The 16,558-nt window shown below is 71.8% G+C and carries 10 protein-coding genes; 2 read left to right on the top strand and 8 right to left on the bottom strand.

Annotated features, from left to right (window positions below; translation table 11 throughout):
- Nucleotides 1-49: 49 nt before the first annotated feature.
- From AB0B14_RS07955 to AB0B14_RS07925, 7 genes are all read right to left on the bottom strand, one after another.
- Nucleotides 50-4,978, bottom strand: a complete 4,929-nt coding sequence (locus AB0B14_RS07955; RefSeq protein WP_357521949.1) for a VCBS repeat-containing protein — start codon at nt 4,976-4,978, stop codon at nt 50-52.
- A 21-nt stretch (nt 4,979-4,999) separates the two neighbouring features.
- Nucleotides 5,000-5,242, bottom strand: a complete 243-nt coding sequence (locus tag AB0B14_RS07950) for an ABC transporter permease (RefSeq protein ID WP_357077646.1) — start codon at nt 5,240-5,242, stop codon at nt 5,000-5,002.
- A 191-nt stretch (nt 5,243-5,433) separates the two neighbouring features.
- On the bottom strand, nt 5,434-6,378 hold the full coding sequence (locus tag AB0B14_RS07945; RefSeq protein WP_357077643.1) for an iron-siderophore ABC transporter substrate-binding protein: 945 nt from the start codon (nt 6,376-6,378) through the stop codon (nt 5,434-5,436).
- Nucleotides 6,378-7,280: an ABC transporter ATP-binding protein gene (locus tag AB0B14_RS07940; protein ID WP_357521947.1), complete on the bottom strand. Its 903-nt coding sequence runs from the start codon at nt 7,278-7,280 to the stop codon at nt 6,378-6,380. The genes AB0B14_RS07945 and AB0B14_RS07940 overlap by 1 nt, the downstream gene beginning before the upstream one ends.
- Nucleotides 7,281-7,300: 20 nt before the next feature.
- Complete coding sequence (locus tag AB0B14_RS07935; protein ID WP_357521945.1) at nt 7,301-8,398, bottom strand: iron ABC transporter permease; 1,098 nt, start codon at nt 8,396-8,398, stop codon at nt 7,301-7,303.
- Nucleotides 8,395-9,441, bottom strand: a complete 1,047-nt coding sequence (locus tag AB0B14_RS07930; protein WP_357521943.1) for an iron ABC transporter permease — start codon at nt 9,439-9,441, stop codon at nt 8,395-8,397. Before AB0B14_RS07930 ends, AB0B14_RS07935 begins: the two co-directional genes overlap by 4 nt.
- A 60-nt stretch (nt 9,442-9,501) precedes the next feature.
- Entirely contained in the window at nt 9,502-11,451 is a 1,950-nt protein-coding gene (locus AB0B14_RS07925) for a multicopper oxidase domain-containing protein (RefSeq protein WP_357521941.1), read from the bottom strand.
- 121 nt (nt 11,452-11,572) lie between these two features.
- Between AB0B14_RS07925 and AB0B14_RS07920 the strand changes: the two genes are divergently transcribed.
- Nucleotides 11,573-11,932, top strand: a complete 360-nt coding sequence (locus tag AB0B14_RS07920; protein WP_357521939.1) for a YciI family protein — start codon at nt 11,573-11,575, stop codon at nt 11,930-11,932.
- Nucleotides 11,933-11,944: 12 nt separating this feature from the next.
- On the opposite strand, the gene AB0B14_RS07915 is transcribed toward AB0B14_RS07920, so the two are convergent.
- On the bottom strand, nt 11,945-12,370 hold the full coding sequence (locus AB0B14_RS07915; RefSeq protein WP_357521937.1) for a cytidine deaminase: 426 nt from the start codon (nt 12,368-12,370) through the stop codon (nt 11,945-11,947).
- 110 nt (nt 12,371-12,480) lie between these two features.
- Here AB0B14_RS07915 and hrpA point away from each other — a divergent pair, with 110 nt between their 5' ends.
- Nucleotides 12,481-16,554, top strand: a complete 4,074-nt coding sequence (gene hrpA, locus AB0B14_RS07910) for an ATP-dependent RNA helicase HrpA (protein ID WP_357521935.1) — start codon at nt 12,481-12,483, stop codon at nt 16,552-16,554.
- Nucleotides 16,555-16,558: the final 4 nt, after the last annotated feature.

Raw genomic sequence — 16,558 nt, 5'->3', positions numbered from 1 at the left:
GGCCAACCGGCCAACCGGCCAACCGGGACAGTCGACCCCGGACCGGACGTCAGAGCCGGTCGTCGTGCGGCGTGATCTCGTCGGGGTCGACGACGATTGACCGGCCGTCGTCGAAGGTGACAAGCACGCGGTCGTCCGGCATGGCCTGCGCCGTGCCGACCCGCCCGTCCCTCGTGCGGACCAGAGACCGTCGCAGGTCCACGGAAGCCGGCGGATGGTCCTCGAAAACCGCGGGAGCGGTGCTGGTCGCCGCCGCGGTGCTGGTCGCCGCGAAGCCGCTGATCCGCATGATGCTCCGCCCGGCGAACGACACGTACAGCGCCGGGTCCGCGGGGTTCGAGACCCAGTCGAAGTAGCAGTTGGCGGGCCGGCCACGGACGGCACCCGTGTCGAGCAGCCGAGTCCAGATGACGCCGTTGGTGGTCATGAACGCACCGGCGAGACCGACGGCGAAGCGACGCCCTGGGTTGACGGGGTCGAACTGCATGTCGCTGAGGATGGCGCCGTAGTGGTCGCCCTGACCGTCGGCGTCCTCGTCACGGTCGGCTTCGATGCGCCCACCGCAGGTGAGCAGCTGTTCCAGGCTGGCGTCGACGCGCCAGGTGACACCGCCGTCGTCGGAGCGCACGACGTGCTCACGGTCCAACACGTACAGCAGGTTGGGCCGGTACGGGTCGACGAAGAACCGGCGCGCCTGCCCGGCACCCCCACCAGGCACCAACTGCTGCCACGCGGCCATCCCGTCGGTCCACTTCCAGAGCCGACGCGCGTCGTCACCGCCGACGACGAACACGGTGCCGCTGTGCCCCCCGGACGCCTGGACGAGGCTGACGTTCGGGTCGGGCAGGAACGGCCCCTGTTGCTCGAACGGCCCACCCTCGCCAGCGCCGAAGTTGGGAATGACGAACAGGGGCCGCGGCGGGAAGGTGCCGTCGCCCTTGTTGACTGCGATGAGGACGCCCGCGTCACCGAACCCGACGATGTCGGCGTGACCGGCGCTTGTCACCTCGGCAAGAAACCGTGGATGCTGCTCGACCCGCCAGTCGGAGTCGTAGCCGAAGTCGGGGATGGCGGGTGTGGGCGTGAACGCGAAGGTGCCGTCGCCCCGCCCGAGTGCGACGTAGACCCCGTCGTCGCCGAACGCCACGATGTCGGCGCCACCACCGCCGGTCAGATCGGCCAGGAAACGCGGGTGCTTCTCGACCCGCCACCCAGAGTCGTAACCCAGATCCGCCAACACGAACTGCGCCCCGGCGAACGTACCGTCACCGTTGTTCAACGCGACCCACACACCGTCGTCACCGAACGCCACGACATCGGCACAACCGTCACCGGTCAGGTCCGCCAACACCCGAACATGTCTCTCCACCCGCCACCCACCAGCCTCATACCCGAAATCGGGAATCACCGGCACCGGAGTGAACGCGAACGAACCGTCACCCCGGTTCAGAGCCACATACACACCGTCATCACCGAACGCCACGATGTCGGCCCGGCCGTCACCCGTCAGATCCGCCAACACCCGGACATGCTTCTCCACCCGCCAGCCAGACTCATAACCCAGATCCGCCAACACGAACTGCACCGCGCCGAACGTGCCGTCACCGTTGTTCAGCGCGACGGAGACGCCGTCGTCGCCGAAACCGACGATGTCGGCGCAGCCGTCACCGGTCAGGTCCACTGCGAACCGGAGGTGCTTCTCGACCCGCCAACTGCCCGCATCGTGCCCGAAGTCGCTGACCACTGGCACCGGCGTGAAGCGGAAGGTGCCGTCGGAGTTGCTCAGCGCCACATAGACGCCCGCGTTGCCGAAGGCGACGATGTCGGCGCCACCGGAGTTGGTCAGATCGGCGAGCAGCCGTGGGTGCTTCTCGACCCGCCAGCCAGACTCGTAACCCAGATCCGCCAGGACGAGCCGGGGGTCGGCGAACGAGCCGCGGGACGTGCTCAACGCGGTCCACACGCCCGCGTCGCCGAAGCCGACGACGTCCGCGTGACCTTCCCCCGTGACGTCCGCGAGCAGGCGGAGGTGCCTGTCCACCCGCCAGCCGCCGGGGGTGTCCCAGTCCGTGCGCTTCGTGACGTCGCGCAGGTTCCTGGTGCGCAGGAGCACGGCCAGGTTGTTGGGGAACGTGCCCAGGTCCCGGGACGAGAAGTTGCCGAAGAAGCGGATGAAGACCTGGTCGTCGGGCTGCGGCGCGTCACCCGGCAGGTCCCGCACGATGGGGCGGTATCCACGGATGACGAACCCGCTCGTCGCGTTCCAGATGGTCGAACCAGGGCGCAGGGAGGGCCCCGGAATCATCTGCCGCCGCGTCCTGCTGGTGAGGTCCGGCAGCGCGCCGGGTGCGGCACCGTAGACGGCCAGGGTCTGGCCCGTGCCCCCGGTGGCCAACTGTCCGTCGGTGTTCCAGCGCGGCGTGAAGACCAACATCGAGGACGGTCGCAGCGGATCGGCGAAGGAGCAGTCGTTGTCGCCGCCGCCGTAGTCCTGCGGCCGCCACGTCTGCCCGCCGTCGGCTGAGGCGAAGCCGTCGTTGTCGCCGGTGTTGAGCGAGATGACCGGGCCACGACCCGGGATCGCCACGCCGGCGATGTTCACGACGGACAGAGTGCTGATGCTGCCCGCGGCGTGGAAGTTCCGACCGCCGTCGGTGCTACGGAAGATACCCCCGTCGCTGGCCATCCAGACGGTGCCAGCGGTCGAGGCGTACGTCCCGTCCTGAACCGTTGCCGCGAAGTCGGGCGACAGGAAGATCCCGTGCAGGTCGACGTGCGCGTGTTGACCGTCGTCGAGTTCGTGCCAGTCCGCCCCGGACGCGGGATCGAGCGGGGCCGCGAAGACTTTCGCGCGCTGCGGGCCGTAGAACAGCACCTCGCCGTGGCCCGGACGGGTGGCGGCGACGAAGACGTTACCGCTGAACTGTTTCTGTTGCCGCAGGTCAGGCAGCGGAACCGGGGTCCACCGCGACGCGTTCGTCCGGGTGAACTGCGTGTAGTCGCCGCGCCACAGCTCGGGTGGGACCAGGTTGGCGTCGGCCGTCGCGAAGACCTCCAGAGGCGAGCGGGGCGACACCACCATGACCCGCTCGTTCGGCGCGTTCGCGAGACCCGTCGCCCCGCCGATGGTGGCCGGGATCGGCCCGACGTCGGCAACCCAGGTCAGGCCGGCGTCGGCGGAGACGAAGACCTTTCGGCTGGCGAGCGCGTACACGATCGGAGGTTGGAGAGCGCCCGGGGGCGTGGCGGCGACCGCGACGTGGTTGACCTGTTGGAAGCCGCCGCCCGGCATGGGCATGACATCGGCGAAGGTGGCGCCGCCGTCGGTGCTGACCGCGAGGGAGCTGCCGCCCGCGGCGTACACCAGGTTCGCGGTGCCCGGCGCCCAGACGAGCTGACCGGCGCCGGGCAGCCGTGCCTGGCCGGTGGAACGGGGGAACCCGTGTACGCGCGTCCAGTTCACCCCTCGGTCACTCGACCGCCACACGCCGGCATCCTGTGACTCGCGGTCGCACTGCGCCAGGGCGAGCACGACCGCCCCGGCCCCGAAGTTGGGTAGCACGAGCCGCGGCGGCTCGAAGGAGGTCCCACTGGCGAGGCTGACGTAGACGCCAGCGTCGCCGAAGCCGACGATGTCGGCGTGGCCGTCGCCGGTCACGTCGACCAGGAACCGGGGATGCTTCTCCACCCGCCAGCCCGAGTCGTAGCCGAAGTCGCGCACCACCAACTGCGACGGCTGGAAGGTGCCGTCCCCGTTGTTGCGGGCGAGGTGGACGCCCGCATTGCCGAAGCCGACGATGTCCGCGTGCCCGAGGGTGGTCACGTCGGCCACGAGGCGCGGGTGCCGTGCGACCCGCCAGCCACCGGCGTTGTGACCGAACTGGTTGAGGGCGGGTGTGGGCGTGAACGCGAACGTGCCGTCGCCGTTGCCGAGCGCGACGTACACGCCGTCGTCGCCGAACGCCACGATGTCGGCGCCGCCCCCGTCGGTCAGGTTCGCCAGGACCCGGACGTGCTTCTCGACCCGCCAGCCCGAGTCGTAACCCAGATCCGCCAGCACGAAGCGCGGCGCGGCGAACGTGCCGTCGCCGTTGTTCAACGCGACCCACACACCGTCGTCACCGAACGCCACGATGTCGGCGCAACCGTCACCGGTCAGATCCGCCAGCACACGGACGTGCCTCTCGACCCGCCAACCGCCAGCCTCGTACCCGAAGTCAGGGATGGCCGGCACCGGCGTGAACGCGAACGTGCCGTCGCCCTGGTTCAGCGCGACGTACACGCCGTCGTCGCCGAACGCCACGATGTCGGCGCAACCGTCACCGGTCAGATCCGCCAGGACCCGGACGTGCTTCTCGACCCGCCAGCCCGAGTCGTAACCCAGATCCGCCAGCACGAACTGCGCCGCTCCGAACGTGCCGTCACCGTTGTTGCGGGCGACCCAGACGCCCGCGTCGCCGAAGCCGACGATGTCGGCGCGGCCGTCACCGGTCAGGTCGGCCACGAACCGCGGGTGCCTGTCCACCTGCCAACCGCCGGCCTGCGTCCCGAAGTCCGCCGACAGCAGCCGCGGCGCGGCGAACGTACCGTCTGATCTGCTCGTCGCGGTCCACAAGCCGGTGTCCCCGAAGCCGACGATGCCGGCGCCGGGGTCCGCGGAGATCCCGCCCAGCAGGCGCGGATTGCGCTCGACCGCCCAGCGCGCCGAGTCTGGCGCGACGGCGATCGACGTCACGCAGTAGCCGCCCATCGCGCCCGGCACACCGAACTGACCCGCACCTGGCTGCGGCCGCTCGACCTGCGACCACGACTCCCCGCCGTCCTCGGAGACCCAGAGGTTGCTCGAGAAGGAGCCGGCGAACACCAATTGACCATCATCGGAGCTGTCGAGGGACAGCATCCGCCCCGTCGTGAACTGTCCCGACTTCCGGTTCGGTGTGTTGGACCGGGTCGGGCTGACATCCTTGATCGTTGGCACGAGGGCCCTCCCGGTGAGTCCCTACTGCGCGAGCGCCGTCCGTCGCCACTCGAAGCGGGCGGACACCGCGAACACCGCGGACAGGACGAACAGCCCGGCGACCATCAGCCACTCGACCGTGCCGTCGTGGTTGTCGGGCTCGAAGCCGAACGCCTCGAGCCAGTCCTTCCAGAGAAGGGTCAGCACGAACAGCACTCCGAAAAGTGCCGCTGATGCGATCTCGACCCAGAAGCGGGTCCGAACCGTGCGCTGTGGAGGATTCACGTCTCGCTCCTCGCCAGGAGAACCATGAGGTTCGATTGACGCAGCGTAGGCCCGATTCGCAGTTCGTGGACGTCCGGTAGGCGACAGCTCACCCGATGATGCGCCATCAGCAAACCCGGAGGCTGGGGCGCAAGAAAAAGGAGTGGCTGTCCGGGTCGGACAGCCACTCCTTTTCGGTGTGTACGCCGAGATCAGCCGGCGAGATACTTCGCGAGGTCGTCGAGGATCTTGTTGGCGGCGCCGACGCCGATGCCGGTCATCCAGACCTCGTCGGAGACGGAGTACGCCTTGCCGGCCTTGACCGCGCCGAGGCCCTTCCAGAGCGTGCCGCCGGCCACCTTGGCCTGCTCGGCGGCGGCCTTGTCGCCGTACGCGGTCACGAAGATGACGTCACCGTCGACCTCGTTGACCCGCTCGGGGCTGACCAGGTCGAAGCGCTTGTCCTCCTTGTTGGCGAGCAACTGCCGCTCGGGGCGACCCAACCCGGTGTCACCGAGGACGATGCCGGAGAACGAGTCCGGGCCGTACACCCGGATGTTGCCCGGGAGGAAGCGCACGATCGACACCTTGCGGGCGGCGGCGTCGCCGAGGGTCGTGCCGAAGTCCTTGGCCCGCTTCTCGTAGGCGGCGAGCAGGTCCTTGGCCTGCTGCTCGCGGCCGAGCGCCTTGCCGTCGAGGAGGAAGTTGTCCTTCCAGGTGATGCCCACCTTGTCGGTGAACACGGTCGGCGCGATGGCGGCCAGCTCGTCGTAGAACTTCTCCTGGCGGAACTTGCTGCCGAGGATGAGGTCGGGCTTCAGCGCGTTGATCGCCTCCAGGTCGGGCTCGGCGAGCACCCCGACGGCCTTGATGCCGGCGAGCTTGTCCGCGCCGAAGTAGGTCGGCCAGCTCTTCGCCTCACCGGCGGTCGCCGCGCCGACGGGCGTGATGCCCAGCGAGAGCGCCGTGTCGATCTTGTCGGTGTCGAGCACGACGACGCGCTTGGGCTCGGCCGGGACCTTGGTGGTGCCCATGGCGTGGGTGATCTCCCGGGTCTCCCCGGTGGTGGAGCCGGCGACCGGGTCGCTCTCACCGCAGGCGGTGAGTCCGACGCCGAGGGCGACGGCCGCGGCGAGGGCGGCGACGAGACGACGCATCAGAGTCCTTTCGAGGGGTACGAACCGGAGAGCGGGTTGGCCGCGTCACCGGCAACGGGTCGGGCGACCGGTACGGACGCCGTCGACGAAGAGGGGTCACCCGCGCCAGCGGGAGCCGGAGCGTTACCGCCGGTGTGTGCGGGCACCACCAGTGGCGCACCGGTCACCGGGCAGGGCACGACGACGCAGGCGAGCCCGAAGACGTCGCGGACCAGGTCGGCGGTGAGGATCTCCCGGGGCGGTCCGGAGGCGACCACCGCGCCGGCACGCATCGCGACCAGATGGTCGGCGTACCGGGCGGCCTGGTTCAGGTCGTGCAGCACGGCGACGACGGTGCGGCCCCGCTCGACGCGCAGCCGGTGCAGGAGGTCCAGCACCTCCACCTGGTGGGCCAGGTCGAGGAAGGTGGTCGGCTCGTCCAGCAGCAGGGCGTCGGTGTCCTGGGCGAGCGTCATGGCGATCCAGACCCGCTGGCGTTGACCACCGGAGAGGCTGTCCACGGGTCGGTCGGCCAGGTCGGCCACGTCGGCCAGGGTCATCGCCTCCTCCACCGCCGCGCCGTCCTCGGACGACCACTGCCGCCACCAGCGCTGGTACGGCTGCCGGCCACGGCCGACCAGGTCCGCCACGGTGACGCCCTCGGGCACCAGTGGGCTCTGCGGCAGGACGCCGAGCCGGCGGGCGACCTCACGGGTCGGCAGGTCGCGGATCGCGGTGCCGTCCAGCAGCACCGTGCCCCGGCGCGGGCTGAGCAGTCGGGCCATCGTGCGCAACAGGGTGGACTTGCCGCACGCGTTCGGCCCGACGATCACGGTGAACGCGTCGGTGGGCAGGTCCAGGTCGAGGCCGTCGAGCACGGTCCGCTCGTCGTAGCCGACGACCAGGTCGCGGGTGGAGAGCATCACACGACTCCTTGAGTGCGTCACGACGACCGCCGCCGGCCGCGCAGCAGCAGGAAGATCAGGTACGGGCCGCCGATCGCCGCGGTCAGCACACCGGCGGGCAACTGCGTGGGGGCGAGCAGCCGTCGGCCGGCCAGGTCCGCCAGCACCAGCAGCAGCGCGCCGAGCAGCCCCGCGCAGACAAGCGGTGGCCGTTCGGCACGTACCAGCCGCCGGGCCACCTGGGGGGCGACAAGCGCCACGAAGTCGACGGCGCCGACCTGGGCGGTGACCATCGCGGCGACGAGCACACCGGTGCCGGCCAGGCCGATCCGGCGAGCCACCGGGCGTAGCCCGACGCCCCGGGCGGTGTCGTCGTCGAGAGCGGTGCTGTTCAGCGCCCAGCCGGCCCAGGCCAACACCGGCAGCAGCACCAGCAGCGTGCCGGCGATCCAGGCGGCCTCGGTCCAGCCCTTGCCGGCGAGGGTGCCGATCAGCCAGAGCTGCGCGCGCAGCCCGTCGATCGGGTCGGCGGTGAGCATGACCACCTCGGTCAGCGCCCGGAAGGCGAACGCCACCGCCACTCCGGCGAGCACGAACCGCTGCGCGGCCAGCCCGTGCCGGGCACCCAGGACGAACAACAGCACCGCCGCGAGCAGCCCGCCCACCAGCGCGGTGGGCGCCACCAGCACCGCGGCCATCCCGCTGGTCAGGGCCACTGTCGCGGCCAGGCCCGCGCCCTGGGTGATGCCGATGACGTCCGGGCTGGCCAGCGGGTTGCGGGCCACGCTCTGGATCAGCGTGCCCGCCACGCCGAAGGCCGCACCGGCGACAGCCGCCAGCACGACCCGCGGCAGCCGAAGATCAAAGACCACGAGGTCGTACGGGGTGCCGGCGCCGGAGAGGGCGCGCAGCACGTCGGCCGGGGCGACGTACGGGGTGCCCAGCGAGAGGCTGAGCACGACGGCCAGCAGGAGCAGCACGATCAGCACACCGGCCACCAGCACGGCACGACGGCGGACCAGCAGGCTGACCGGGCCGACCCGCACCAGCGACCGCCCGGGCAGCCGAGCACCCGCCGCGCCGACGGCCGCGACGCTCGACAAGCCAGCCGGGCTGGACGGGCGTGCGGGGGTCACGCGGTCACCACCCGGGCGCGGCGGACCAGGACGGCCAGCAGTGGCGCGCCGATCAGGGCGGTGATGATCCCGGCGGGTATCTCGCCGGGCGGGGCGACGAGCCGGCCGACGACGTCGGCGCCGAGCAGCAGCGCCGGGCCGAGCAGGGCGGAGACAGCGAGGGTCCAGCGGTGGTCGGCGCCGACCAGGGCACGCGCCAGGTGCGGTACGGCCAGCCCGACGAAGGCGACAGGCCCGGCCGCGGCCACCGCCGCGCCGGTCAGCAGCACCGCGGCGAGGCCGCCGCCGAGTCGGACCAGGCCGATGCGGTGGCCGAGGCCGCGGGCCACGTCGTCGCCGAGGGCCAACGCGTCCAGGCCGCGGGCCACCAGGGCGGCCAGCAGCAGACCGGCGAGGACGAACGGCAACACCTGCGCGGTGACCGACAGGTCGCGGCCGGCCAGCCCGCCGACCACCCAGAACCGGTACTCCTCGAAGGTGCGGGCGTCGATGCTGAGCAGCGCGTACACCCCGGAGGCCAGGCTGGCGTCGAGCGCCGCGCCGACCAGCGCGAGGGTGACCGGGCTGGCGCCCTCGCGGGCCCTGGTGGCGATGGCGAAGACCAGCAGCCCGGCGATCAGCGCGCCGCCGATGCCGAACCAGACGTACCCGGCGAGCGTGCCGACGCCGAAGACGGAGATGGCGAGCACCACCCCGAACGAGGCGCCCGCGCTGATGCCGAGGATGCGCGGTTCGGCGAGGGGGTTGCGGGTGAGCGCCTGGAACAACACACCGGCCACGGCGAGTGCGAGACCCACGGCGAGGCCGAGCGCGGTACGCGGCATGCGCAGCTCACGCACGATGGTGCTGGCATCGCCGTCGTCGGGTGCGACGAGCGCGTGCCAGACCTGGTCGATGCCGAGGTGTCGGCTGCCGAGCGCGAAGCTGGCCAGCACGGCGAGCAGCAACACCAGCGCCGCCCCGGCGGTGACGGCCACCCGGCGGCCGGTACGGGTGCCGGACCGGCTGCGGTCCTGGGTCGGCCGGCTGGCGAGGGCGGTCACGAATCTCCTGCACGATCGGGCTTAGGTTCGCCTAACCTTAGCCGACCTGCGGAAAGTGACCTAACCGGCGTCGGTCGATGCCGTCGAGGGCTCTCCCGGCACGCCGCCGTCCCCGGCCGCCGCGCCGCCGTGCGGCAGGACGGTCAGCGGTCGCATCATCTCGTTGTCCTCGTGCTCCAGCAGGTGACAGTGCCAGGCGTAGCGTCCCGGCAGGTCGAAGCGCGCCTTGATCCGGGTCACCTCCCAGGGGTACGCGAGCACCGTGTCCATCCAGCCCCGCTCCCCCGGGCCCGGCCGCGCCCTCCCCGAGTGTCCTCGGCCGAGTAGCTCGAACTGGACCTGGTGCAGGTGGACCGGATGAACGAGCCGGGTGAAGTTGCGCACCTCCCACACCTCGGTGGCGCCGAGGGTGGGTTGCTCGGTCACCGGGTCGCTCCAGCGCAGCGGCAGGCCCCGGCCCCGCTCGTCGAGGACGCCCAGCAGCATGGTCATCGACCCGCCGGACCTCCGCTCGTTGAGCGACAACCGGCGTACCCGCTGGGCCGGGCCGAGCCGCGGGTGCGACGGCAGCCGCAGGTGCTCCGGTGGCACGCTCGGGTCGGCGCCGGTCGCCTCGGTGACCACGAAGCGCAGCACCTGCCCGGTGGTGTGTGGGTCGGCGGCGTCGAAGTCCACACCGGGCCGACCGCCGCGGTACGCCCAGTCGGGTCCCTCGTTGACGAGGTACAGCTCGGTGCCGGCCGGCACGTCGGTGAAGTCGACGATCGCGTCGACCCGCTGGGCGGGGCCGAGGGTCACCCGTTCGTGCGGCACCGGCTCGGGCAGGAGACCGCCGTCGCTGCCGATCTGCCAGACCGGCAGCACCGGCCGGGCCGGTCGCGCGGTGGCGTTGGCGACCACGCTGAGCAGCAGGAACCGGCTGTTGCATCCGTTGAGCAGCCGGAACCGGTAACGCCGACGTTGGACCGTCAACGTGGGCCAGGTGCGACCGTTGACCACCATGGCGGACCCGGAGAACCCCGACGTCCACAGCGGTGGCACCTCACCGTGCGACGAGTGCGCGTCCGGGTAGAGCAGATCGCCGTCGGCGGTGAAGCTGCGGTCCTGGATCAGCAGCGGAATGTCGCGGTGGTGGGCGTTCGGCGGATCGTCGCGGGCCGGCGCCGGGCCGGGCAGCACCCCGTCGGGCAGGTCGTCCCCGCCGCCGAGCAGGTAGAACCCGGCCGGCCCGGCGTAGACGTTCTCCCGGGTGAGCCCGAGGGTGTGGTCGTGGTACCAGAGGGTGCCGGCCCGCTGGTCGTTCGCGTACTCGAAGGTGGCCGAACCCGGCGCCCAGCGCCGGCCGGAACCCTCGGCGAAGCGGGACCGGAACTCGCGGTACGCGGTGCCGGTCACGGCGAAGCCGGCGGGCAGGTCGCGGGCCACCGGGAGGTACCACGCCTCGGAGTGGCCGTCGCTCTCCTGCGTGCTGTGCCCACCGTGCAGGTGCACCACCTGGGGCACCGGGCCGCGGTACCCCCGGGGGTCGCCGTCCCAGCGACCGCGGTGGTCGCGGTGCTCGACGCCACCGCCGGGGTTGGCCCAGTGCAGGCTGGGATCCACCGGCAGCAGGTGCGGCAGGTAGTCGCCCCGGCCGTCGACGAGCTGGTTGACCCAGGTCACCCGGACCGGGCGGCCCACCCGCGCCATGATGGTGGGCGCCGGGTAGCCGAAGCTGCCGGGGTGGGCGGTGGAGCCGTAACCCCACACGGTGGTACGCGGCCAGGACGGCGGCAGGATCTGCTGGCGGAACTGTCGTACCGCGATCACGTACTCGTCCCGCTCCGGGCCGGTGGCAACCGCCGGCATGGCCGGTGGGATCCGCAGCGGCGTGACGTACTTCGGGATCTCGCCGGCGTCCAGCGGCGTCGCCGCCGCGAGCGCCCGTCCCGACGCCGGCCCGGCCGCCGGGGTCAGCGCCGCGGCACCACCGGCGGCACTGGCCGCGAGCACCTGTCGTCTGGTGACCATGCCGCATACCTCCCCAATCGCAACGAACCTCGGTTCGAGAATGAGATTCGCAGACGATGGCAGGGCGGACAGATAGCAGATGCCACCCAGAAGAGGAAGATTCGCACCATAGGGTGTGGGCATGCGATTCGACAGGCACACGGTCGTCCTGCTGACCCGACCGTCGGATCCGCCGGAGCTGCCACAGGACGCGATCGACCGGATACGGGACGCGCACCTGGCGCACCAGGCGGGCCTCGTGGAGCAGGGGCTGGTGCTGGCGACCGGGCCGTTCCTGCACCCCGACGACGACCGGCTGCGGGGTCTCGTCGTGCTCTCCATCGCCCCGGACGAGGCGCGCGCTCTCTACGCCAACGACCCTGCCGTGCGGGCCGGACGGCTGGCCGTGCAGGTGACGAGCTGGCTGGTGCCGGAGGGCAACCTGCGGTTCGAGAGCGTGCCGGTGCCGCAGTCGATGCTGGAGGCGGCCTCCGGGGACTGACCCCGCGCCCGGTCAGGCGGCCGAGCCGCTCCCGGCCTCCGCCGGCAACTCCCCGAGCGGGACCACCCGCAGGGCGTCCATCGGGCCGACGATCACCCGCAGCTCCGGGAACTGGTCCCGCAGCACCTGCCGACACCCGACACAGGGCGCGACGACCTCGCGGCCGCGGTCGGCGACCGTGACGATCGTCTCCAGCGCGGTGACGCCCTGCGTGGCGGCCGTGCCGATCACGACAAGTTCGGCGCAGGCCCCGCCGGTGGCGTGCCGGACGTTCACGCCCGTGAAGACCCGCCCCTCCGCGGTCCGGGCCGCCGACGCGACAGTGTGGTGCTGGCTGCGGCAGCGCAGCTTGGAGACCGCCGTGGCGGCCTGCACCAACGCGCGGTCGGTGTCGCGCATCTCCATCCGGCTCCCCCAGCGCTCGACGTCGGCCGCCAACTCTAGGTCCCGCTCGTGGCCGTCCGGGGACGGGAGGTGGCCTCCGGAGAGCCGGCCACTCGGTAACCCAGGGGCGGTACGCCGCGAGGCTGCCTATCCTTGGGCACGACATGCAGAATCCAACCGCCTCCGTCGCGACCGACCCGGTTCGCGAGCTGCACCGCCGCCTGACCCCTCTGATGTTCCGCGACCAGCGCCGGCTCCAGCGGCGGCTGGACGGTGCCCGCAAGCTGCGCGACCCGCAGCGGCGGGAGGCGGCGCTGACCGAGATCACCGCCGACCTGGTCCGGGCCGAGCAGCGGCTCGCCGCCCGCCAGGCCGCGGTGCCGGTGATCACGTACCCGGTGGGTCTGCCGGTCAGTGAGCGCAAGGACGACATCGCCGCCGCCATCCGCGACCACCAGGTGGTGATCGTGGCGGGCGAGACCGGCTCCGGCAAGACCACCCAGATCCCCAAGATCTGCCTGGAGCTGGGGCGCGGGGTGCACGGCCTGATCGGGCACACCCAGCCCCGGCGGTTGGCCGCCCGCACGGTGGCCGACCGGATCGCCGACGAGCTGGGCACCGAGTTGGGCGACGTGGTCGGCTACAAGGTGCGCTTCACCGACCAGGTCAGCGAGCGCAGCCTGGTCAAGTTGATGACCGACGGCATCCTGCTGGCCGAGTTGCAGACCGACCGGATGCTGCGCCAGTACGACACGTTGATCATCGACGAGGCGCACGAGCGCAGCCTCAACATCGACTTCATCCTCGGGTACCTGCGGGAGCTGCTGCCCCGCCGACCCGACCTCAAGGTGATCATCACCTCGGCGACCATCGAGACCGACCGGTTCGCCCGGCACTTCGCCGGGCCGGCCACGGCCGACGAGCCGGACGGCGTACCCGCGCCGGTGGTCGAGGTCTCCGGCCGCACATACCCGGTGGAGGTGCGCTACCGGCCGCTGCTCGAACTCGCCGAGGGCGAGGAGGACGGCGACGGCGACGAGGAGACCGTCCGTGACCAGATCCAGGCGATCGGCGACGCAGTGGAGGAGTTGGCCGCCGAGGGCCCCGGCGACATCCTGGTCTTCCTCAGCGGCGAGCGGGAGATCCGGGACACCGCCGACGCGCTCGGCAAACTCGTGCAGACCAAGCGCTCGCTGCTCGGCACCGAGATCCTGCCGCTGTACGCGCGGCTGTCCAGCGCCGAGCAGCACCGCGTCTTCGCCGCGCACAGCTCACGCCGGGTGGTGCTCGCCACGAACGTCGCGGAGACCTCGCTGACGGTGCCCGGCATCAAGTACGTGGTGGACCCGGGCACCGCCCGCATCTCCCGCTACTCCAGCCGGCTCAAGGTGCAGCGGCTGCCGATCGAGCCGGTCTCCCAGGCGTCGGCCAACCAGCGCAAGGGCCGCTGCGGCCGTACCTCCGACGGCATCTGCATTCGCCTCTACGACGAGCAGGACTTCCTGTCCCGCCCCGAGTTCACCGACCCGGAGATCCTGCGCACCAACCTCGCGTCGGTCATCCTCCAGATGACCGCGATCGGGCTCGGCGACCTCGCCGCGTTCCCGTTCATCGACCCACCGGACAAGCGCAACATCAGCGACGGCGTCAACCTGCTGCACGAGCTGGGCGCGTTGGACCCGACCGAGGCCGACCCGGCGAAGCGACTCACCACGCTGGGCCGGCGGCTGGCCCAGTTGCCGGTCGACCCGCGGCTGGCCCGGATGGTGGTCGAGGGCGAACGCAACGGCTGCGCCACCGAGGTGTTGGTGATCGCCGCCGCGCTCTCCATCCAGGACCCGCGCGAGCGGCCGGCGGAGAAGCAGACCCAGGCCGACCAGGCGCACGCCCGGTTCGCCGACAAGGAGTCGGACTTCGTCGCCTACCTCAACCTGTGGCGCTACCTGCGCGAGCAGCAACGGGAGCTGTCCTCCAGCGCGTTCCGCCGGATGTGCAAGGCGGAGTACCTCAACTACCTGCGGATCCGCGAGTGGCAGGACATCGTCGGCCAGTTGCGTCAGGTGCTGCGTACCCCGCAGCAGGAGGGTGACCGGCGTGGTGGGCGGCCGGCGCGCGACGCCGCCGACGACGCGGACGCCGGCCGGGGTGCGGGCCGCCGTGGCGGCGCGGACCTGCCGGAGGAGATCGACACCCCGAAGGTGCACCAGTCGCTGCTGCCCGGCCTGCTGTCGCACGTGGGCCTCAAGGACGCCCAGAAACACGAGTACCTGGGTGCGCGGGGCGCGAAGTTCGGGATCTTTCCGGGGTCGGCGTTGTTCAAGAAGCCGCCGCGCTGGGTGATGGCGGCCGAGTTGGTGGAGACCTCCCGGCTGTGGGGCCGCATCGCCGGCCGGGTCGAGCCGGAGTGGGTCGAGCCCCTCGCGCAGCACCTGGTCAAGCGCAGCTACAGCGAGCCGCACTGGGAGAAGAAGCAGGCCGCGGTGATGGCCTACGAGAAGGTCACCCTGTACGGCGTCCCGCTGGTCAGCTCCCGCAAGGTCAACTTCGGTCGGATCGATCCGGCGTTGAGCCGGGAGCTGTTCATCCGGCACGCCCTGGTCGAGGGCGACTGGCAGACCCACCACCAGTTCTGGGCGGACAACAAGCGGTTGCTCGCCGAGATCGAGGAGTTGGAGAGCCGGGCCCGCCGCCGGGACATCCTGGTCGACGACGAGACCATTTTCGGCTTCTACGACCAGCGGATCCCCGCCGACGTGTCCTCCGGCCGGCATTTCGACAGTTGGTGGAAGAAGACCCGCCGTGAGCAGCCCGACCTGCTCACCTTCACCCGCGAGGTGCTGGTCAACGACGGCCGGCCGGGGGTGGACGAGGACGACTACCCGGACGAGTGGCAGGCCGACGGGGTGCGCCTGCCGCTGACCTACCGCTTCGAGCCGGGCACGCCCGACGACGGCGTCACCGTGGACATCCCGCTGCCGCTGCTCAACCAGGTGCCGGCGGAGAGCTTCGACTGGCAGGTGCCGGGGCTGCGCGAGGAGACGGTGATCGCGCTGATCCGCTCGCTGCCCAAGGCGATCCGCCGCAACTTCGTCCCGGTGCCGGACTACGCCCGGGCCGCCCTGGCGACGATCACCCCCGGCGAGACATCGCTGCTGGACGCGCTCACCCGTGAGCTGCGCCGGATGACCGGGGTGACAGTGCCCCGCGACGCCTGGGAGCCGGGCAAGCTGCCCGCCCACCTGCGGGTGACCTTCCGGGTCCTCGGCGACGACGACAAACCGGTCGCCGAGGGCAAGGACCTGCCGGCCCTGCAACGCCAACTGCGTCAGGAGGTACGCCAGGTGGTGGCGGCCGCCGCGCCGGAGGTGGCCCGCACCGGGCTGCGCGAATGGAGCATCGGCACCCTGCCGCGGACCATCGAGCAGGTCCGCGCTGGCTATGCGGTGACCGCGTACCCGGCGCTCGTCGACGAGGGCACGACGGTCGGGGTGAAGGTGTTCGACTCCCCCGCCGAGGCGGAGGCGGCACACTGGGCCGGCACCCGCCGGTTGTTGCGGCTCACCGTGCCGTCCCCGGCGCGGTTCCTGCAGGGCCGGCTCACCAACGAGGCGAAGCTGGCGCTGAGCCGCAACCCGCACGGCGGCGTGCAGGAGCTGATCGAGGACGCAGCCGGCGCGGCCATCGACCGGCTGATCGGTGCGGCCGGCGGGCCGGCCTGGGACACCGACGGGTTCGCGGCGCTGCGGGAGAAGGTCCGGGCCGACCTGGTCGACACCGTGGTCGAGGTGATGGACCGGGCCCGCCGGGTGCTCGCCGCCGCGTACGCCGTGGAGCAGCGGCTCGGCGCCACCCGCAACCTCGCCGTGGTGGCCGCGCTTGCCGACATCCGCAAGCAGCTCGCCGGGCTGGTGCACGCCGGTTTCATCACCGAGGCGGGCTACGCCCGGCTGCCCGACCTGCTGCGTTACCTGACCGCCATCGAGCGCCGGTTGGAACGCCTCGGCGGCAATCCGCAGCGGGACCGCCAGCAGCAGGACCGGATCGCGGTGGTGCAGAAGGAGTACGACGACCTGCTCGCCGCGCTGCCGCCGGCCCGCCGACAGGAGGCCGCCGTACGGCAGATCCGCTGGATGATCGAGGAGTTGCGGGTGAACGTGTTCGCCCAAGCGCTGGGCACCCCGTACCCCGTCTCCGAACAGCGGATCTACCGGGCGATGGACGACGCCGAGGGCCGCTGACCGA

It is taken from the genome of Micromonospora sp. NPDC049171, assembly GCF_040648275.1.
Classification (GTDB): domain Bacteria; phylum Actinomycetota; class Actinomycetes; order Mycobacteriales; family Micromonosporaceae; genus Micromonospora.
The sequence above is the reverse complement of the archived record's forward strand: the minus strand, read 5'-3'. Positions and strand labels throughout refer to the sequence as shown.